Genomic DNA, 17,530 nt, shown 5'->3' with positions numbered 1-17,530 from the left:
GAACTTCCGACGCGGAACATCGGAGCCGCTTCCGTGGGCAACGGCCTCAGTAGATGCAGCGACACACCGTCAGCGCCGCCCGGCGACTGGAGATCGGTTCGCCGGCGTGCTCAGTAGCCGACAGTGAAGCGGCGTTGGACGAAGCGAGGCAGTTCCGCCTCGTCGAGGAGGGCGATGGCCGCGTCCTCCGCGGAGATGCGGCTGCGTCCGTCCGCGTCGAGGACCGGCTGGTCGCCGCCGACTCGGAATCGGCCCGTACGTTCACCGGGTGAGATGTCCTCCGCGGGGCTGAAGTAGGTCCAAAGCCGGTTGGAGGTGCGCAGGACGTTCAGGGCGTCCCGGTGACCGCGCACCGCGGCAGCGTACTCCCGTGGCAAGCCGATCGCGTCGAGGGCTTCGTGCAGGAGTTCGTCGGAGTCGGCTCGTACGACTCCGGGCTCGATCTCCAGGCTGCCGGCGCCGCCGATGACGATGAGTCGGGTCCGGGGGTGGCTCTCCAGCGCCTTGAGGAGTGCTCGTGCGGCGGTGACGTAGACCGTGGGATCGGCGATCGAGCGGGCCACGGTGTCAGCGATGTCCTCGGCGGCGTTTCCGGGCTGGAATCCGCTGATCAGCACGTCGAGGCCGGGTATGGCGGCGGAGACTGCGTCGGCATCAAGGACGTCGATGCTCTTCCAGGTGATGTCTTTCCGGTGTTCCTTGATCCGGGTGGCGTCGCGACTGAAGGCCATGACCTGGTGGCCCCGGCCGAGGGCCTCGGTGACGACGCGACTGCCGATGGTGCCCGTGGCCCCGATGACTCCGATGCGCATAGCTCTCCCCTGGGTAGCGCCGTCTGCTTTCGCACGGCATGAAGAAACTATACGGCGTGAAGTAAAAATACAGGGCTCAATATTGTGACGCTGTAAAGTGAGGGGTCATGGGAAGCGTGGGAAGCACTAAGGGGCGCCGCGAGCGGCTGCGCGCGGAGACGACTGCCGAGATCAAGAGGGTCGCGCTGGAGCTGATGGCGTCGGGCGGGCCCGACGCCATCACGCTGCGGGCCATCGCCCGCGAGATGGGCATGACGGCCAACGCCATCTACGGATACTTCGCCACTCGCGACGACTTGGTCACCACGCTGATCAACAGCGTCTACACCTCGCTTGCCGACACGGTGGACACCGCATGGGAGGCCACCCCCGCGCACGACCCGGCCGCCCGGATCCAGGCGTGGGCCTGCGCCTTCAGGGACTGGGCGCTGACCAACCCGGAGGGATTCCGCCTCATCTACGGCGATCCCGTCCCCGGCTACCGGCCCCCCGAAGGTGGTGCCGCCCCGGACGCCGCCCACCGCGTCTGCACCGGGATCACCGCTCTCGCAGCCGCTGCCTGGCCGCAGGCCGAACTCCGTTACATGGACAGCGGCTTCGAGTGGTCCGACTTCGACCCGGGCCTATTGGACAAGGTCCGCCCGGCCTTCCCCGAACTGCCGCCGGCCGCCGTGGCCCTGGCCCTGCGCATCTGGAGCCATCTGTATGGCCTGGTGTCACTGGAGATCTACGGCCACCTGCAGACCCAGGCCCTCAGCCCGGAGAAGCTGTTCCGCGAAGAACTGACCCAGCTCATCCGCTCCTTGGGCATCACACCGCGGACGTAGCAGCCCTGTGTGACCGGCCATCCGTAGTACCCCTGTCACCGCTGCGGTCGTGCGTGCCAAACCCCGCTGCCGGTGCAGCGGGCGTCGGCGTCAGGCGTCCGTGGCGGCGTGCGGACGCTGACTGCCCCGAATCCGGGCCGTTTGGGAGGACGCTGCCGGTTGACCGTGCAGCGACGGCAATCCTGCCGCCTCTCGCGGTTCGCGTCGCCAGCCACCCGCTGCGCTCCGCGGCTGTCCTGGCGGTTCCGCTCGCAGTGCTGGCCGGCATGACCTTCGGGGCATTCACCGACGGAACGCGGTTCTTGCAGGCGGTCCTTGGGCACCGGCCTGACGCTGTTCTTCGCGCTGTGCCTACGGCTGGAGCGCCTGACGCAATTCCAGTACGAGCGCGTCGGCCACACCCCCGTCCCCCGTCCGCCCGCACACCGTCCGACTCCCGGCGGGCTCGGACGAACCCTTGCATACCTGTGCCTGGGATGGGGCGTGCTGTGGGTCTTCTTCTGGGGTGTGGAAAGCGCCAAAGGCACCCCGGTCAGCTGGCTCTTCAGCGGGGTTTTCGCGGGACTCTGTCTCCTGGGCGCAACCGCGGTCGGCTACTGGATGGAGCGGAAAAGGCAGCGGGCAAGCCATCGGGTGGCTGGTGCCGCGTCAGACAACGTTGGTCCTGTCGACGACGACGCGTAGACGCAGGTCGTCGGCGTGACGGATCCGCCAGAGGGTGTACTGGCGGATCATGCTGACTTGCACTTTGTGGTCGGCGTGGGTGGTGCCACTGTGGGTGAACCGCTGCCCCGACGGATGATCCGCACAGCTTGGTGGTCGCGCGCAGCCCGGACAGCCACCGTGCACCGTGGCGGCACCGATGTGTCACAGCTCCCGGCGCATGCAGGCCCGCGGCCACCGGTCCAGGCCGTGCGCCGCTTCGCGCCGACGGATCTCCCGCAGACCGGGAGTGTGCCTGCTGTCGTCCAGGATCCGGAATCCCAAGCGCGCGTAGTAGGGGGCGTTCCACGGGACCTCGGTGAACGTGGTGAGGGTCAGTGCGGGCGCTCCCTGGCTCGTGGCCTGGGCTGCCAGATGGTCCAGCAGCAGCCGTCCGATGCCGCGGCGCGCGCTGTCCGGGTGTACCGAAACCTGCTCGATGTGGAGGTTCCCGTCGACGCGGTCGGCGATCAGATAGGCGACCGGGGTGTCGGCGTCGGTGGCCGCGACCCAGGCCATCCTGGCGTGGTGGTAACGGACAAGCTCACTGACCGTGAGCGGCTCGTCGTCGGCAATCTCCGGCATGCCGATATCCCGGAAGCACTCGCCGGCGGCCCTCTCGATGTCCTGGAGGGCGGTCAGTTCGTCCAGGCGCACGGCTCGGATATGCATGGATGGCATTGTCCAAGGCCAGCCGGATACTGCCACCGAATTAAGGGGCCCGTGACGGCAGTTCACGGGCGTGTACTCTACACGGACCTGGATTGCTGGGCGCACTCGGTCCTGTGAAGCCGCAGCGCGACGGAGTTCAAGCCATGGGTGTCGGACATGGCGAAGCCGTGGACGGTGCCGGGATCTGGCCCCAATTGATCATCTGCTCCACGGCAGTGCCGTTGTGATGCTGCGCCTGATCAGCGGGTGAACGCTTCGGTCAGGCGTACCCGGTAGCCGTCCTCTTCCATCAGTACGACGGTGACGCCGAACGGGTCGGGGTGGTTCAGCTCGATCGGAGTGAAGGCGTAGTTCACTGCGGCTTGAATCGGTGGCACGAGCTCGGCACCGGGCTGCGGTGCGGGGGTCGGCAGCCAGTCGGGAGCGACTGATGCCCAGCCCTCGGGGCTGCGGGACAGAAGCTGTTCGGTGTAGGGGAACTGGTGCAGCACATGCTGGTCGGGGGTGGCGAGGACCATGTTCAGGCACGGGGCCGGGCCGACGATGGGCAGCTCGCAGGCAGTGGCGACGTCGTGGGTCTCCCACGTGAGAACGACCTCGTCCGCGCGGGCTGCCGCGGCGATGTTCGAGAGCTGCGCGATCCCGGTGAGTGCGTCTTCGCCGACCTTGAGAGGGCGGGCCCAGATCATCCCGACCAGCTCGCCGCCGACGAGCGGCATGATGAGCGGGCGCGGCACCGCCCCCTCGCCCAGGCCGGCGGCGTAGGCGCTCTTCGCCACCTTGACCAGCGCGTCCCACATCTGTACTTCCACGGAAGCCCCTTCGTCTGCCGAATCCGATCACCGCACCCTGTCACGGGGGCTGAGGCCGTGTCAGCGGGAGGCAGCGAAAAGCCAAGACGTCCGCGTCGGGATCAGCCGACGTTGAAGTCGGCCGCCTTGGTGTCCAGCGTCGTGTCGCCGTCCTTGGCGGTGGCCAGGACGGCGACGTGCCACAAACCACGCGGGGACGCGTCGGCTTCCTCGCGAGTGACGGCGACCTTGTAGGTGCAGCGCACGGTGTCCCCACCGGAGGACTTGCAGTGGGCCGACTCGACGGCGGCCATGTCCTTGGCGGTCAGCCCCTGCTTGGCGAAGGACGAGTTCGCCGGCCAGGCCAGGACCTTCACGTCCTTGACGCCGGAGGAGGCCGTGACGTCGGTGGTGAAGGTCAACGAGCCGCTGCGGTCCTCGGCGGGGGTGGTGTACCGGGCGGCGCTGTGCGCGATGGCGGGAGGCTGCTCTCCGGCGTAGGCGAGGGCGTAGGCTCCGGCACCTCCGAGGACGACGACACCAGCGGCTACGGACAGAACGACACGTCGAGACATGAGGAATTCCCCTATTCGAAATCCGGTGCGGTGAACCGACGCTCTGGGCTGCGCCGTTGCACCAATACTGGCCGCGCGCCGGGCTTGGGGTATGAGCAGACGTACTCAACTCCGGTCTGAGTAGGGCCCGTCCGGGCCGCCGTGTGTCATAGGAGCAGGATCGTTCTGCGGAGCAGTTGGAGCGCAAAGTTGGCACACGGGCGCAACGCCAACGCTGCACGAGTGGGAGCGCCCGCGCCGCACGGGAGCGCCGTCCGCGTCTGGGACGATTCCCCCTTCCTCCGCGGGCGCATGGCCACTGGCGGCGGTTACGTCCCGCTGGCTCTGCCCCACTTCCGGGGCGCGGCTGTGGGTGGGGCGCGTAGTGACCGGTGACGTCAGCGCCTTCAACGCGATGACCGGTCACGACCATGGGATTGAGATCGTTCGCAGAGTTCTGATGGCCGCAGATCGTCGATGAGGCTCTGCAGTACCGACCGATCGCGACGTGAGCTCGGCGGGGAAGTCGCCTGGCCGTGGCCGGCTGTTCGACAGCCACGACGTTGAAGGCGCGGAGGTGCTTGCGGCCGCGGTGGGGCGGACCACGGCCGTCTCCAGTCGTTCTCGCTGCGCTGTCGGATTCCTTTCCCCGGCGCTCTGAGTGGCTGTCCGCTCTCACTCCCGTGGCTGGTCAGAGCTGTGGCGGATCGAAACCCAGATGCGTATGAGCCGGTTCGCACTCGTATACTCGTGCGGGCTCATGGAGGGGGAGGTGAAGACGGTGAAGCTTGCTGAGGCGCTGGCAGAACGTGCGGAGGCGACGCGCCGTGTAGAACAGCTGAGAGCGCGCGTCGTCAGCAGTGCGCGGTACCAGGAAGGGGAGACGCCCGCCGAGGATGCAGCTCAGCTGCTGGCTGAGGCCGGTGAGGTGCTGGAGGCTCTGGAAACGTTGATCCGGCGGATCAACCGGACCAATGCCGCTGTGGAGATGGGTGCGGACGGCACGCTCACCGATGCCCTCGCACGCCGGGACGTCCTGCGCTTGCGTCACTCTGTGCTCACCGCGGCGGCGGACGCGGCGGCGGGTACGGGAGAGCGGGGATATGGCCGACAGCTCCGGTCCGAGCTGATGATGCTTTCAGCGCTTCCGGTCGCGGAACTGCGCGGTCAGGCGGATGCCGTCGCCCGGGAGATCCGCGAGGTCGACGTGCGGATCCAGCGTACGAACTGGGAGGTCGACTTGCTGGACTGAGGAGTCCAGCAAGCTGGAATGTGTGGAGCAGGTAGCTGCTTCGGAGGCGTGCACACACCGAGGGCTGGCGGTTTCCAGCCCACTCCTGGCGCGTGAAGAGCAACGCGGGGGTTCGATTCCCCAACGAACAGTGCAGCTCAGCACCGCGTACAGGTAATAGTGCACATCGCACAGCACATCACCACGTGCAGATCCGAGGCAGCGAGGGCGGGTTCGGGGCTTTCCACATCACCATGGTGCAGCCGACGTCCGTCAGGAAGAACCACGACGCCGCCGGCCTCCGTCCCGGGCGCTCGGCGTGGATGGTTGTTGCGCAAGGCAAGTCGCTGCATTCCAGTGCGGAATTCGGTGCGGCGTCAGCGAGGCCAGGCCGCCTTCGGGCCCGAACCCCCCGTCACCGATTTCGGTGTAGATGCGCCGGAGCGGAGCGGAGCGGCGAGGGCAGCCGATACCCGAGCTTGCGTTCCGCCACTCGACCTCGGCCATCGCGAGTGGCGGAAAGAGCTCGTCCGGGAGACAGCCAGCGGAGGGCACCACGCCCGCCGCGCGATCGTGTCCCGCGCAGTGGGGTAGAGGTGCGGAGTTCGGGACTCCGCAGGGCATGGTCCGGTGCCCCGGAAGCGTTGCCGCGGATCGGCGTCAACCGCCGAGAGCAGCATCGGGAGCGGATCCTGGCGCTCGTGCGCCAGGTGGTGGTGAGCTGCATTCGGGCTCAAATGGCTAGGTCCTCTACACCACTTGGCGGGACACCATCCGCCGCGCCCGCTGCGTGGGCGCGCAGCCTATCCAGAAGCGCATCGTCATCCGCAGCAGTGCGGAGGGCAGCATCGGTCACGAACCGGACTGTAGTAGGAGAGACGGACGCCCCTTCCCCGAAGGACTCACCAGGCTCAGACCTTGAGGAACAAGTTCAGAGGGGAGCAGTCTCCGGCGTGAAGTGCCGGGGTGTTCGGGGGTATTGCTGGCGGTGGGGGAGGGCTGGGGAGTTTTCCTTGACCTGAAGTGCGGTTGAGTTTTTAGCGTGTCTTCGAGTTGATCGTCTGATGACAGGAGGACGCGCTGATGATCCTCGTGACCGGTGCCACCGGGAACATAGGAAGTGCGCTGCTGGGGGAGTTGGGTGGAGGTGGTGCGGGGCCGCTGAGAGGATTCACCCGCGACGCCGCACGGGCCGCGTTCCCCGAAGGGGCCGAGGTCGTTGAGGGTGATTTCGCGGACCCGGAGTCATTGAAGTCCGCTCTGGACGGGGTTCGCTCGCTGTTCCTCGTGTCGCGCCTGGGCTCGGATGCCGACATCCTGGATGCCGCCAGGCTGGCGGGTGTGGCGCATGTGGTGCTGGTGTCGTCCATCACGGTCCAGACCCATCCGCGCCTGGGTCCGGCCGGCGAGAACCTGACGGTGGAGCGGCTGTTGCAGGACAGCGGTATGGCCTGGACGATTTTGCGGCCGACGCAGTTCGCCTCGAACGCTTCGATGTGGGCGACGTCGATCCGCGCTGGCGCGGGGGTGCGTGCGCCGTACGCGGATACCGGGTTGCCCACGATCCACCCCGCGGACATCGCCTCGGTGGCGCGGGTGGCGCTGACCGAGCCCGGTCACCATGGAAGGACGTATGCCCTGACCGGCCCGGAGCCGGTGACGCCCCGGCAGCAGGTCGAGGCCATCGCCGCAGCACTCGGTCGGGACGTGCCCTTCCAGGAGATCAGCCGGCAGGAGGCTCACGCCCAGATGGCCGCGGTCTTCGGGGCCGAGGCGGCGGAGGCGGTGCTCGACGTCACGGGCGGCGACGTCAATGACGAGCTGTTGATGGTGCGCGACACGGTGGCACGGCTCACCGGGTTCCCGGCGAGACCGTTCCAGCAGTGGGCCGCGGAGAACGCCGACATCTTCCGTTGAGAGACCCGCCCGTCGGTGCCGGTCGTTCTCGAGCGTGGGTTTCAGGTCAACGACCGTGACGGCTCCCCGTGATCGCTGCCAGAGCCCTGAAGTGGCCCCGAGAGTTGGCTTGCGCCGGGACCAGCCGCGGCATGGTCAGCTCCGCGTGGTTGAGAGTGACTCCTCCCCGGCTGAAGCCGGGGGCTTCTCGTTACGCCGGGCTGGCGTTGCGACGGACCAGCCCGGCCCGTAGAACGTTGATCGCCCCGACCGTGTCGGCGTATGCGGTGTGGCCGCAGGCGAGGCAGTGGAACTTTTCCTGTGTGGGCCGGTTCTCCTTGGCGGTGTGTCCGCATTCGGGGCAGGTGCGGGAGGTGTTGCGGGGGTCCACGGCGATCACTTGCCGTCCGGCGCTTTGAGCCTTGGCGTGCAGGATCCTCAGGAACACCCCCAACCGGCATCGTTGATCGACTCATTGAGCGTGGTCTCGAATTTCTCCAGGCTGAGGGGCCTGGAGTCGGCCCCGCTCTCGCGGACCTAGGTCAGACCTGCCAGTCCAGCTGCGGCTCGGGGACGCCGACGGAGCGTCCATATTGCTGTGCTTCGCTGCGGCCCTCGGCTTGCCCGCGGGGGTACCGGAAGACCTTGTTGGCAAAGATCACGAACGTATCGTCAGCGGTGTGGAAGTCGGCGTACCAACCCCCAGATGAGGCGAGGCAGGAAGAGAGCTGATCCGCGAGCCGCTGGGCGGCGGACTCCTCGGCGGAAAATTCCAGGAGTGTCCAGTGCCGTGGCTGATGATCCCCGGGGTCCGTCATCTCGACCCGCGACAATTTGGTGATCTGCAGAGGGATCCCAGTCAGCTGGGCCCCGACTCGTAGGCTTTCGGCGATCAGTACTCCTTGCAGCATCCGAACCTCCTTGATGTTGGCGTTGTGAGACTAACTTCCCCTTCCGAGATGCATGTTGGGTCGCTGGGTGGGACCGTTCATGATGACCTGGTGGCTTGCGTTGATCAGCCGGCCCAGCAGCGACTCGGCGCAACGGGGCTGAGGAAGAGGGGATGCCAGCCGCTGGGCGCCCGGTTGCTGGTGATGATCAGGGACCGGCCCTGTCGTTCGCTGACGGGTCGTAGAGGTCGTCAGACTGGGCGCGGGCGGTGCGCGCGGCCAGTCCGAGGCAGGACTACCGGATGCCCGGCCCCTCTGTGGGAGAGGGCGAGCCGCCGGTGGACTGCGCACTCGGCATGTACGCGGTTCACGTCGGCCCCGCCCCGGGCCAGGACGGTGTCATCGGTTACCTGGTGGAGCTGGCGCAGGGCCGTTCCTCCGCTCTGTTCGCCGTCCTGGCCGGCTTCTCGGTCGCCCTCATCGCCGGACGCCGCACACCGAAGGCCGGGTTGGATGGCCGCCAGGCCGTCGCCAAGGTGATCATCCGGGCCGTGATCCTGATGGCCCTGGGCACCGCCCTGACTTTGACCGGCACCCCGGTCGTGCCGCGCCTCGCCTTCCACGGGCTGTTCTTCCTGCTCGTGCTCCCGCTGTACCGGCTGGCCGCCATGCCGTTGGCGCTGATCGCGGTGGGCTGGGCCCTGGTGGGCCCGCAGTTGTTGTACGCGCTGAAGCCAGTGGTCGGCGGCCGCGTCTTCCTCTCCTACGGCGAGGCCGATGGCCCCGTCTCGCTGTTCTTCACCGGCGGCTATCCGGCCCTGACCTGGGTCCCGTTCGTCATCGCCGGTATAGCGGTCGCCCGCTGCGACCTGGCCGCCACCGCCGTACGCATACGCCTTGCCCTCACCGGCGTTGCCCTCGCCGCCACCGGCTATGGCGGCTCCTGGCTGGCACTGCGCCTCGTACCCGGTGCCGCCGAAGCCGTCCGGAAAGCCGAAGAGGGGCCGGGCATGTCGTCGGTGTCATCCGTATCGCCCGACAGCATCGGCATCTTCGGCGACGCCCCCGCCGGGATGCTGGCCTCCGCCCCGCACAGCGAGGCGACCCTGTCCATTGTGGCCGCCACGGGTGTGGCGATCGTGGTGATCACCGCGTGGCTGGTCGCCATGGGCGCCTTCCCCCGGCTGTGCCGCCTGGCCAGGCCCGTCATCGCGGTCGGCTCGATGTCACTGACGGCGTACGTCTACCACATCGTCGCCATCTGGCTCCTGAACACAGAAGACCAGACCATCGCGTCCCTGTGCGTCCTGCTCGGCTTCATCGCGTCCGTCACCGTCCTCGCCACCATCTGGTCCCGCTTCTTCCAGGCGGGGGCCGCTCGAATGGCTGATGGGCAGGGCGACCGGGATCGCCCGGCGCATTCGCGGATGAGGAGGAGGCGAAGGAGGGCGGCTCGAGCGCATGGGAGGTCGCCGGGGTCATCTTCGCCGACGGTGGTGACAACATGGGTGTCTACGTCCCCGTGTTCGCCACCGCTGGCGTCGGCGGGCTGAGCGTCTATGCCGTGGTCTTTCTGATTCTGATTTCGGGGTTGTCGGCGGGAAGGTTCTTCGCCACCCGTCCGGTCATCGCCAGGCTCTCAGGCTGGGGCCGTATTCGGCTGCCGTTGTTGCTGATCGCGGTCGGTCTGCTCATCCTGATCGAGGGCGGGGGGCCTTCGGGCTGCAGGAGGGCCTGCTCCCTCCAGCGCGTGGTCCAGTGCCCTCGTCAGCTCACGGTTGACGGCGCGGGCTGCGTCCAGCTCGTCGGTTCGTTCGTCCAATTGGCGTTGTGTGTCGGTGAGTTGCTGTTCCGGTTGGGTGATGCGGCACTGAAGCCGGTCGAGGGTCGGCTGGGGCGCCGAGCCCGGGCACGGCCCAGACCGTCCTGCCCAGCTCCTCGGACAGGTGCTTTTCCAATTGCCGGACGCGCGTGGTCAGGCAGATGTCGTGTTCCAGGGCGTTGACCAGATCGGTCTGGAGCGAGGAGCTGCTCCCGGCCGCGGTTCTGCCCGAGCCATTGCCGCGGCGTGGACGCGTTCGAGCAGGTCACGATGGCGATAGAGGAAGGTGCGGTCGACACGGCGGTTCGGGCGAACCCGGACACGCTGATGTCGTGACCGCTGCGCAGGGCCGCATCAAGGACCTGGAGGACGCGTTCGAGGGCGGCGGGCGGAGTCCGCTCGCTTCCCCTCGGCCATCGGGCTGGTCACTCGCTCCTACCGGTCCGAGTCCTCGACACCCGCCGCTGGACCTCTGCGCCGTCACCGGACTGGTCAGGCTTCCCATGGCGGCTCAGCTTTGCCTGGGGCCCGTCCCCCGGTATCGAATCACTGTGCGATGGGTAGAGCCCGCCCAGCGTGAGGCGTGGGGGCCCCATCGCGCTGGATCAGCTCAACGCCCTTCTGGACCGAGCCGAGCAGACGGGTGTGCCGTGAGCACGGCAACCGTCCGTCGCCCGTACTCGTCCACGCAGTGAAGGTGCCGACGTGCTTGCGCGCGGATCGTCATACGGTGGCTGCCGGCGGGATCCACCGGTGGGTACGGGGCACAGCGCTGGTGATGCCGTAGTCCTCCTTGAGTGTTTCGGGGATCGCGTAGTGCATGACGCGTCCCCGGGTGAGGGAGGACAGCTCAAGGACCGTGGTGAGGTGGCCGAGGCGGTCCAGTGCCCAGGCGCCGAGCGGGGAGCGGTCCTCGATGGTCTCCAGGATGCCGAGGAGATGGGGTACGGCCTTGACGAGGGTGTCCCATGACGTGCGCGGGACGTGGAGCCAGTCGGCGCAGGTGTCGCCGACGAGGTGGCGGATGAGGGCGGAGACGATCGGGTCGAAGAAGGTGCCGGGTACCACCTCCTCGTAGAGGTCGATCAGCTGTCGGGTCAGATGGGTGGCCTCCTCGGAGGGCCCCATGTGCCGGAGCATGTACAGGTCGAGGAACTGGCGGGCGTCGTCGAGGGTCTGGGGAACGGCATCCTGGTCTACGCCGAGCATGGCGCCGACGACGCGCCAGGCGTAGTAGTAGGCTTCCGCGCCCTCGGTCGACATGTGGATTCCCAGGCGGTGGAGGCTGTCCAGGACGAGCAGGGAGAAGAACATCTGCCCGCCGATCATGTCCTCCTGGCAGATCGGCGTTCCGTCGGTCGCGGTGTCCCAGCGGTTCTCGCGGGTGAGGTGGTGGCGGATGGAGGCGTGCAGGAGGCGGACCTTCTGGGCGGCCGGGATGAAGCGGCTGCCGGCCTCGAACGCGTCAGGCTGCATCAGATGGACGGTGAACTGGCCGGTCTCCGCCATCCGTTTGGACGGGTACTTCAGGCCGTGGGAGACCGACAGCAGCTTCGCCACGTGCGGGACGAGGTAGCAGGCGGGCATGGAGGCGAAGGACAACGCGGTGGAGATGTGCACGTTGTTGTCGATGAAGAACAGCCGGGCCTTCTCCATCTCCGCCCAGTCCACCCAGGCCGGCGGGGTGCGGGTGGCTTCCAGGTACTCGCGTGCGACGTCGGGCAGTCCGTCCGGCAGGGGCGCGCCGGCGGTGGAGACGTAGCGCATCAGGGTGTTGAACTTGCCCACCTCCCCGCGTTCGAAGAGCTCGGCGACGGTTCTGTCGGCGAGTTCGTCTCCGGTCTGCCGCAGGGCGTCCAGTGATGCGTCGGTGTGGGTCATGGCGGGGTTCCTTGTCTTCGTCGGGATCGTCCGCGACGGGCGGCAGGGCCGGCAGCCCGGGAGAGGGCGGCGCGGGCATGCCTGACCCGGATGCCGGGTCAGGACAGGCGTACCGCCGCGGAATGCGCCAGCGCGGTCAGTCCGGCGGCGGCGTGCGCTGGTAGATCCAGTTCGTGGAGGGCACCGAGAGCCTCCTCGACCCGCGCCCTGATCATGTCCTCGACGCGGTCGGGCGCCCTCAGCCGGCGCATCACGTCGCGCACCGTGTCCAGCCCGTCCCCGTCCAGGTCGTCCCGGCCCAGCAGGGAGTTCAACAGGTCGCGCTCCGAGTCGTCGGCGAGGCGCCAGGTCTCCGCCAGCAGTGCCGTGGGCCGACGACCGCGTACATCGTCGGCATTGGCCTTGCCCGTGTGCGCGGGGTCTCCGAACAGCCCGAGCAGATCGTCCCGGAGCTGGAACGCCTCGCCCAGCGGCAGCCCGTATGCGGAGTAGCCCTCGCGCAGCCGGGTGCCCGCCCCGGCCAGCGCGCCACCGATCAACAGGGGCTGTTCGACGGTGTACTTGGCCGTCTTGTACCGGATCACCTTCAGTGACGCCTCGGTGTCCGGACCCGATCCGGTGCGCAGGATCTCCAGACACTCTCCCGCGATCAGCTCACGGGCCATCACCGCCCACAACGGGCGGGCTCGGGTGAGATACGCGGCGGGCAGACCGCTGGTGGCGAACAACTGCCCGGCCAGCGCCATCAGCAGGTCCCCCACCAGCATCGCCAGCGACCGCGCGGCGGTGTCCGCGTCCGGACGCGCCGCTACAGCCCCGCGCAGGGCGACATGGGTTGTGGGTCGCCCGTGCCGCAGCGGACTGTCGTCGATGAGGTCGTCGTGCACAACCGCCGCGGCATGCACCAACTCCATGGAGGCCGCCGCCCGCACCAGCGCGTCACTGTCCGGTTGTCCCACCGCACGCCAGCCCCAATAGCAGAACGCCGCCCGCAGCCGCTTGCCGTCCGCGACCGCCGCCTCCAGCCTCTCGGCGACCGTGCCGAGCATCGGATCGAACGCCGCGAACTCGTCGGCCTCCCGGGCGACGAACTGCCGCAGCACCGCGTCCACTCGGGCCTTGAAGGCGGCCCATTCCCACCGCTCAGACGCCACCGGCGGCCTTCCGGGCCAGGGCGCGCCGGGCGAGGATCTCCAAGTGGGCCGGGGGCACGGCCGCGTACCGGTCCAGTACCAGACGTCCCCGCGTGGCGAGTTCGTTCTCGGCGTCCGCGGCCAACTCCGCGGCGTCCGACCGGCGCAGCAGCCCACGCGCTGTCCCCAGGACCGAACCCACCGTGCTCACCGCCAGATCGGCCAGTCCGGCAGCCAGTAACAGTGCCTGCCCGTCCAAGCCTGCGCGCCGTCCCGCTCCTTGCGTCACGCGATCTCCCTCACCCGTCGTACATCCCGGCAGTCCTGGGCGCACACCGCCCTTCCGAGCATCGCGTCCGACCGGGGGCGCCGGCGGAAGAACTCACGATCGAGTGATCAAACCGCTCGACCGTGCACTGTGTTCGTCCAAAGCAACGAACTCGACGGCAACTCCATCCACGTCTTCAAGCGCGGCAAGAACGGCGCTCTGAGCGCGGCCGGCGACTACGCCACCGGCGGCTCGGGGGGCGACCAGGTCGATGCCCCCACCGACTCCCTCGCCTCTCAGGGCTCCCTGGTCTACGACGATCTCTCAGGGCTGCTGCTGGCGGTCAACGCGGGCAGCGGCACCGTGACCTCCTTCCAGGTGTCCACGGGCAGAAGCTGACGCACCGCCAGGTTCTGGATTCCGGCGGGGACTTCCCGTCCTCCGTCACGGTGCACGGCAGCCTCGCCTACGTCATGAACGCGGGCGGTGAAGGCAGCCTCCAGGGCTACAGGGTCACGGCCAAGGGGCTCAAGCCGCTCGATGGCTCGCACCGCTCCCTGGGCCGGACAATGACAAGGTGCCGTTGTTCAGCAGGTCGCCCGGCCAGGCCGCCTTCACCCCGGACGGCCGGGCCCTGGCGGTGACCACGAAGTCCGCGAACACCATCGAGGTCTTTCCGATGCGGCGCGACGGACGCCCCGCGCACCGGGCGACGGTCAATGACTCCGCCGGCGGTGTGCCGTTCGCGATCACCTTCGACGGGAGTGGGCGGATGCTGGTGGCCGAGGCCGAGAAGTCGACGGTCAGCACGTACAAGGTGCGTGCCGACGGACGACTCAAGGCGGTCCAGCGGCCGCTGGCCAACGGTCAGGACACGCTGTGTTGGCTGGAGCGTGCCGGAGACTTCTTCTTCGGCGGCAACACCGGTAACTCGACCGTCACCGGCTACCGCACCGACTCCCGCGGCAGGCTCGCGCTCACCAACGACGTCGGGGTCGCCGCGCCCCCGTCGGCCAAGTCGCAGGGGGTCATCGACCTGGCGGTGACTGACGACGAGAAGTTCCTCTACGTGCAGAACGCGGTCTCCGGCACGGTCGACGGTTTCCGCATCGGACACGACGGATCTCTGGTCAAGGTCACCACCGTCACGGGACTGCCCGCCTTCGCCGAGTCCGGTATGGAGGGCATCGCCGCGGTGTAAGGAAAGCGGCCACCGCGGCCCGACGCCCCGGACATCCCGTCCGGGGCGTCACGCGTGTGGACGTCCGTGCTGAGGGTGCCCGACGGAGGCACCGCGGCGGACGAAGGGAAGGAGCGGTCAGCGTCGCGACCGGTCAGGACTGGCCGGCGAGGTGGGCCGGCCGGCGAGCTGGAACAGCTCGATGAGGTTGCCCGCCGGGTCGGCCAGCAGGATCTGGCGTCCGCCGGGACCGGAGACAACCTCGCTGCGGAAGGAGAGACCGGCGCTGCGCAGCCGAGCGATCTCTGCATCGAGGTCTTCGTATGTGAGGTGGATGCGATTGCCGCCCGCGACGGCAAGTTCCTTCGGGGTGACGCGGGCGCCCGAACTCGCCGCGCCCGACAACAGCAGCCGCAGCCGGCCACGGACCACGTCGGCGAAGGCGGGGACGGCGCTGGAGTGCAGCGTGAACCCGAGGTGGGCGGTGTAGAAGTCGATGGCGGCCTGCACGTCATCGACGAGGTAGCGAACACTGACGTATTCGTCGTGAGTGGTCATGGCTCGGACCTCGCAACGGTCTCGGGGGTGTTCAGGACCGGCATCAGGTGCTTGATGCGGGTGTCGATGTCTGCCGCCGTGTGCTGAAAGGCCGCATATCCGGCCTGGCCGGTGTCACCGCCGGCGCCCGGGTCGGCCATGCTCCAGTGGATGCGCCGTGAGCCGAACTCCGGGCAGACTGCACGGGCTTTGTCGCACAAGGTGATCACGTGGTCGAAGCGGCGGCCGACCAGGTCGTCCACGTGCTGGGTGCGGCGACCGGGCAGGTCGATGCCGAACGACTCGCGCAGCACCTGGACAGTGTGTGGGTGTACCTGGGGCTTGGGACTGGTGCCGGCGCTGGCCGCAGATATACGGCCGGCGGTGTGGTGGTGCAGCAGGGCTGCGGCGATCGGCGAGCGGGCACTGTTGCCGGTGCACACGAAGAGCACTGCAACACGTCGCGTTCGCGAGCGGACGACCGGATGACCCGGTGGGGAGGGGAGCTGGCGCAACGCCGGGTGCAGGGCGGCACCGCTGGCCGCCAGCGCCTCGGCGCAACGCTCCAGGTCCAAGCGGTAGTAGCTGTCCCGCCCGTCGAAGCTGCTGCGCCTGGCCGTGACCAGACCGCCGCCGCGTAGCAGCCGCAGGTGATACGAGACCAGGTTCTGCGGCTCCCCGACGCGTTCCACCAGTTCACGGACCCGCAGGTCGCCGTCGCCGAGTTCGGTCAGCAGCCGCCAGCGCAGCGGATGCGCAGCCAGCCGGACGAACTCCGGCGGCGCTGCGGCCGCATCCGTGGATCGGGATCCCATACGTCGAAAATACATCAAGGCAGATTGATGGACCAGTACCAACTCGGCCGCCGTCGGCAAGGAAGCGCACTGTCTCCTCCCGTACCAGGGCCACAATCAGGGGACGATCTGCGGCGTCTTCGGCCCCGACTTCCAGGCAGCGGCGAAGAAGCTTCGGGTGTCCACGGGTAGAAAGCATGATCGAGTTGGCTGGAATGAGTGTTGAGGTCCCCGACCGGCGGGCCTAGGTTCGGCCCATACTGGATCGGGCGACACGGGGGATCAGAATGAAGTCAACGGGCCTTGCTGCACGCTTTAGAGTGCGATTTTCCACCGCCTCAGTAGCCGTCGGAGCTGCTCTGGCTGCTTCGGTGCTGCTTGCGTCTCCTGCCACAGCCATGTGGATCGACCCAAACCCCGGGCCTGCGACCGACGACTGCCGGCCTGGAAACGTCTGCGTCTACGAGGCTTTGATCCCAGTCGGCATGGCATCCGAACACCGCTACTACTATTACGGCTCGTACAACTTTGTGAATGAGTTCGGCGATCACACCGTATGGAACAACCAGACCGGGGGAGCCCGTGCTCTGCTGTGCCTTGGTTACAACGGCACAAATTGCACGGTCACCATTCCTGCAGGCCAGGCGTTCCATGGATCACTGACGCCGTACAACTCGATCAAGCTGGTTGCGTGACAGCTCTCTCAGTGAACCGTGCCGGGTTCGGTGGCGGTGGGCTGCCCTGGGTCTGACGGCGTTGGGTCGCTGGAGAATTGACCGCCCAGCAGTCTTCGCAGGCTGTCTGCCTCGCGGTGCGGCCGAGCCGGATAAGGGACGAGTCAAGCGGGCTCTTCGAGGACGACATCCTCGATGCCGCTGCGCAGTTCCGGCGCTCGCGGCCCGCTTCCCTCATTCACCGGCGGCTCGGCGGACAGTCCCACGGCATCGTCTGGTCGTCGTCGAGGGAGGCGGCGCACTGGCGGTGGGCGATTACGCACTGCTCGTCCGCCTGGCACAACGCACGGCACTCCCGCCTCCTCGCCGATGCGCCGGAGCGCGAAGGCGATCCCGATGCCGGCCCGGACCAGGGCGACGCGCACGCCGATCTCAGTCACGTCACAGGTGATCCGGCGCCCCAGCCCGCAGTGTGCGGCCAGCCTACGTACCGCGATCTCCAAGCCCGTGCCCGCGCGGAAGTCGATGAAGGACTCGTGCGCGAGATCCCGGATGAGGGTGCGGCCTGCTCGTGCGAGGCGGTGCCCGGGTGCCGTGATGAGTACCGGCTCCTCGCGCCAGGAGGCGAACTCGACCAACCCGTCGGGAAGCTCGGCGGCATCGGGGGAGAGGTAGGCCAGGTCCAGCTCGTCGGCACGCGGTCCTGCGTAGAGTTCGTCGACCGGTGCGTCGGGCACCGACACCTGGATTCCGGGCCGGCGTCGGTGGAACAGCGCCACCTCCGCGGGCAGGTCCACGCAGGTGAGGGTCTGGATTGTCCCGACGGGCACACGCCCGGTCGTCAGGCCCGTAGCCGCAGCGACCTC

At 68.3% G+C, this 17,530-nt stretch carries 19 protein-coding genes and 2 pseudogenes; 8 read left to right on the top strand and 13 right to left on the bottom strand.

The genetic code is table 11. The annotated features are described in order from the left end of the window. Nucleotides 1–110: 110 nt before the first annotated feature. Nucleotides 111–812, bottom strand: coding sequence for an NAD(P)-dependent oxidoreductase (locus QF037_RS03890; RefSeq protein ID WP_307021804.1), 702 nt, complete (start codon nucleotides 810–812; stop codon nucleotides 111–113). A 107-nt stretch (nucleotides 813–919) separates the two neighbouring features. Between QF037_RS03890 and QF037_RS03885 the strand changes: the two genes are divergently transcribed. Then, complete coding sequence (locus QF037_RS03885) at nucleotides 920–1,639, top strand: TetR/AcrR family transcriptional regulator (RefSeq protein ID WP_307021802.1); 720 nt, start codon at nucleotides 920–922, stop codon at nucleotides 1,637–1,639. A gap of 867 nt (nucleotides 1,640–2,506) precedes the next feature. Here QF037_RS03885 and QF037_RS03880 read toward each other — a convergent pair. From QF037_RS03880 to QF037_RS03870, 3 genes are all read right to left on the bottom strand, one after another. Next, complete coding sequence (locus tag QF037_RS03880; RefSeq protein WP_307021800.1) at nucleotides 2,507–3,013, bottom strand: GNAT family N-acetyltransferase; 507 nt, start codon at nucleotides 3,011–3,013, stop codon at nucleotides 2,507–2,509. A 239-nt stretch (nucleotides 3,014–3,252) separates the two neighbouring features. Next, nucleotides 3,253–3,813 (bottom strand): hypothetical protein, encoded by a 561-nt coding sequence (locus QF037_RS03875; protein WP_307036969.1) that lies wholly within the window; start codon nucleotides 3,811–3,813, stop codon nucleotides 3,253–3,255. A 113-nt stretch (nucleotides 3,814–3,926) separates the two neighbouring features. Beyond that, entirely contained in the window at nucleotides 3,927–4,379 is a 453-nt protein-coding gene (locus tag QF037_RS03870) for a DUF5707 domain-containing protein (protein WP_307021798.1), read from the bottom strand. Nucleotides 4,380–5,139: 760 nt separating this feature from the next. Here QF037_RS03870 and QF037_RS03865 point away from each other — a divergent pair. Together QF037_RS03865 and QF037_RS03860 are read left to right on the top strand one after the other, a co-directional pair. After that, nucleotides 5,140–5,610 (top strand): DIP1984 family protein, encoded by a 471-nt coding sequence (locus QF037_RS03865; RefSeq protein ID WP_307036967.1) that lies wholly within the window; start codon nucleotides 5,140–5,142, stop codon nucleotides 5,608–5,610. 1,062 nt (nucleotides 5,611–6,672) lie between these two features. Continuing rightward, complete coding sequence (locus QF037_RS03860; protein WP_307021795.1) at nucleotides 6,673–7,506, top strand: NAD(P)H-binding protein; 834 nt, start codon at nucleotides 6,673–6,675, stop codon at nucleotides 7,504–7,506. Nucleotides 7,507–7,696: 190 nt separating this feature from the next. On the opposite strand, the pseudogene QF037_RS03855 reads toward QF037_RS03860, so the two are convergent. The 3 genes and pseudogenes from QF037_RS03855 to QF037_RS51440 form a co-directional block, all read right to left on the bottom strand. Next, nucleotides 7,697–7,965, bottom strand: a pseudogene (locus tag QF037_RS03855) (zinc ribbon domain-containing protein); the annotation flags it as partial. A gap of 62 nt (nucleotides 7,966–8,027) precedes the next feature. Next, nucleotides 8,028–8,396, bottom strand: a complete 369-nt coding sequence (locus QF037_RS03850; RefSeq protein WP_307021793.1) for a hypothetical protein — start codon at nucleotides 8,394–8,396, stop codon at nucleotides 8,028–8,030. Nucleotides 8,397–8,426: 30 nt separating this feature from the next. Then, nucleotides 8,427–8,637: pseudogene (locus tag QF037_RS51440) on the bottom strand (ATP-binding protein); the annotation flags it as partial. Between the two features lie 40 nt (nucleotides 8,638–8,677). Here QF037_RS51440 and QF037_RS03845 point away from each other — a divergent pair. Together QF037_RS03845 and QF037_RS03840 are read left to right on the top strand one after the other, a co-directional pair. Further along, complete coding sequence (locus QF037_RS03845; RefSeq protein WP_373463660.1) at nucleotides 8,678–9,928, top strand: hypothetical protein; 1,251 nt, start codon at nucleotides 8,678–8,680, stop codon at nucleotides 9,926–9,928. Continuing rightward, nucleotides 9,880–10,380, top strand: a complete 501-nt coding sequence (locus QF037_RS03840) for a hypothetical protein (RefSeq protein WP_307021791.1) — start codon at nucleotides 9,880–9,882, stop codon at nucleotides 10,378–10,380. Before QF037_RS03845 ends, QF037_RS03840 begins: the two co-directional genes overlap by 49 nt. Nucleotides 10,381–10,920: 540 nt before the next feature. Here QF037_RS03840 and QF037_RS03835 read toward each other — a convergent pair. The 3 genes from QF037_RS03835 to QF037_RS03825 form a co-directional block, all read right to left on the bottom strand. Beyond that, on the bottom strand, nucleotides 10,921–12,078 hold the full coding sequence (locus tag QF037_RS03835) for an oxygenase MpaB family protein (RefSeq protein WP_307021789.1): 1,158 nt from the start codon (nucleotides 12,076–12,078) through the stop codon (nucleotides 10,921–10,923). Between the two features lie 98 nt (nucleotides 12,079–12,176). Then, nucleotides 12,177–13,232, bottom strand: a complete 1,056-nt coding sequence (locus QF037_RS03830) for a polyprenyl synthetase family protein (RefSeq protein ID WP_307021787.1) — start codon at nucleotides 13,230–13,232, stop codon at nucleotides 12,177–12,179. Next, entirely contained in the window at nucleotides 13,222–13,500 is a 279-nt protein-coding gene (locus QF037_RS03825; protein ID WP_307021785.1) for a polyprenyl synthetase, read from the bottom strand. Before QF037_RS03825 ends, QF037_RS03830 begins: the two co-directional genes overlap by 11 nt. Nucleotides 13,501–13,629: 129 nt before the next feature. Here QF037_RS03825 and QF037_RS03820 point away from each other — a divergent pair, with 129 nt between their 5' ends. Together QF037_RS03820 and QF037_RS03815 are read left to right on the top strand one after the other, a co-directional pair. Next, the gene (locus QF037_RS03820; RefSeq protein ID WP_307021783.1) at nucleotides 13,630–13,878 is read left to right on the top strand and encodes a hypothetical protein; all 249 of its coding nucleotides are present in this window, start codon (nucleotides 13,630–13,632) and stop codon (nucleotides 13,876–13,878) included. A gap of 178 nt (nucleotides 13,879–14,056) precedes the next feature. After that, on the top strand, nucleotides 14,057–14,680 hold the full coding sequence (locus QF037_RS03815) for a beta-propeller fold lactonase family protein (RefSeq protein ID WP_307021781.1): 624 nt from the start codon (nucleotides 14,057–14,059) through the stop codon (nucleotides 14,678–14,680). 117 nt (nucleotides 14,681–14,797) lie between these two features. Here QF037_RS03815 and QF037_RS03810 read toward each other — a convergent pair whose 3' ends face one another. Together QF037_RS03810 and QF037_RS03805 are read right to left on the bottom strand one after the other, a co-directional pair. After that, nucleotides 14,798–15,217 (bottom strand): VOC family protein, encoded by a 420-nt coding sequence (locus QF037_RS03810; RefSeq protein ID WP_307021779.1) that lies wholly within the window; start codon nucleotides 15,215–15,217, stop codon nucleotides 14,798–14,800. Next, nucleotides 15,214–16,011, bottom strand: coding sequence for an arsenate reductase/protein-tyrosine-phosphatase family protein (locus QF037_RS03805; RefSeq protein WP_307021777.1), 798 nt, complete (start codon nucleotides 16,009–16,011; stop codon nucleotides 15,214–15,216). The genes QF037_RS03810 and QF037_RS03805 overlap by 4 nt, the downstream gene beginning before the upstream one ends. A gap of 464 nt (nucleotides 16,012–16,475) precedes the next feature. On the opposite strand from QF037_RS03805, the gene QF037_RS03800 reads away from it, so the two are divergent. Beyond that, nucleotides 16,476–16,685, top strand: coding sequence for a hypothetical protein (locus QF037_RS03800; protein ID WP_307021775.1), 210 nt, complete (start codon nucleotides 16,476–16,478; stop codon nucleotides 16,683–16,685). A gap of 143 nt (nucleotides 16,686–16,828) precedes the next feature. Here QF037_RS03800 and QF037_RS03795 read toward each other — a convergent pair whose 3' ends face one another. Next, nucleotides 16,829–17,494 carry a LysR substrate-binding domain-containing protein gene (locus QF037_RS03795; RefSeq protein WP_307021773.1) on the bottom strand — a complete coding sequence of 222 codons (666 nt, stop codon included), beginning with the start codon at nucleotides 17,492–17,494 and terminating at the stop codon, nucleotides 16,829–16,831. Nucleotides 17,495–17,530: the final 36 nt, after the last annotated feature.

The organism is Streptomyces canus (genome assembly GCF_030815415.1).
Lineage (GTDB): Bacteria > Actinomycetota > Actinomycetes > Streptomycetales > Streptomycetaceae > Streptomyces > Streptomyces canus_F.
The sequence above is the reverse complement of the archived record's forward strand: the minus strand, read 5'-3'. Positions and strand labels throughout refer to the sequence as shown.

Excerpts from the sequence above, each read along its gene's own strand:
- QF037_RS03890 (WP_307021804.1), bottom strand. The coding sequence starts at position 812 with ATGCGCATCGGAGTCATCGGGGCCACGGGCACCATCGGCAGTCGCGTC.
- QF037_RS03885 (WP_307021802.1), top strand. The coding sequence starts at position 920 with ATGGGAAGCGTGGGAAGCACTAAGGGGCGCCGCGAGCGGCTGCGCGCG.
- QF037_RS03880 (WP_307021800.1), bottom strand. The coding sequence starts at position 3,013 with ATGCATATCCGAGCCGTGCGCCTGGACGAACTGACCGCCCTCCAGGAC.
- QF037_RS03875 (WP_307036969.1), bottom strand. The coding sequence starts at position 3,813 with ATGTGGGACGCGCTGGTCAAGGTGGCGAAGAGCGCCTACGCCGCCGGC.
- QF037_RS03870 (WP_307021798.1), bottom strand. The coding sequence starts at position 4,379 with ATGTCTCGACGTGTCGTTCTGTCCGTAGCCGCTGGTGTCGTCGTCCTC.
- QF037_RS03860 (WP_307021795.1), top strand. The coding sequence starts at position 6,673 with ATGATCCTCGTGACCGGTGCCACCGGGAACATAGGAAGTGCGCTGCTG.
- QF037_RS03850 (WP_307021793.1), bottom strand. The coding sequence starts at position 8,396 with ATGCTGCAAGGAGTACTGATCGCCGAAAGCCTACGAGTCGGGGCCCAG.
- QF037_RS03845 (WP_373463660.1), top strand. The coding sequence starts at position 8,678 with ATGCCCGGCCCCTCTGTGGGAGAGGGCGAGCCGCCGGTGGACTGCGCA.
- QF037_RS03840 (WP_307021791.1), top strand. The coding sequence starts at position 9,880 with ATGGGTGTCTACGTCCCCGTGTTCGCCACCGCTGGCGTCGGCGGGCTG.
- QF037_RS03835 (WP_307021789.1), bottom strand. The coding sequence starts at position 12,078 with ATGACCCACACCGACGCATCACTGGACGCCCTGCGGCAGACCGGAGAC.
- QF037_RS03810 (WP_307021779.1), bottom strand. The coding sequence starts at position 15,217 with ATGACCACTCACGACGAATACGTCAGTGTTCGCTACCTCGTCGATGAC.
- QF037_RS03805 (WP_307021777.1), bottom strand. The coding sequence starts at position 16,011 with ATGGGATCCCGATCCACGGATGCGGCCGCAGCGCCGCCGGAGTTCGTC.
- QF037_RS03800 (WP_307021775.1), top strand. The coding sequence starts at position 16,476 with ATGGCATCCGAACACCGCTACTACTATTACGGCTCGTACAACTTTGTG.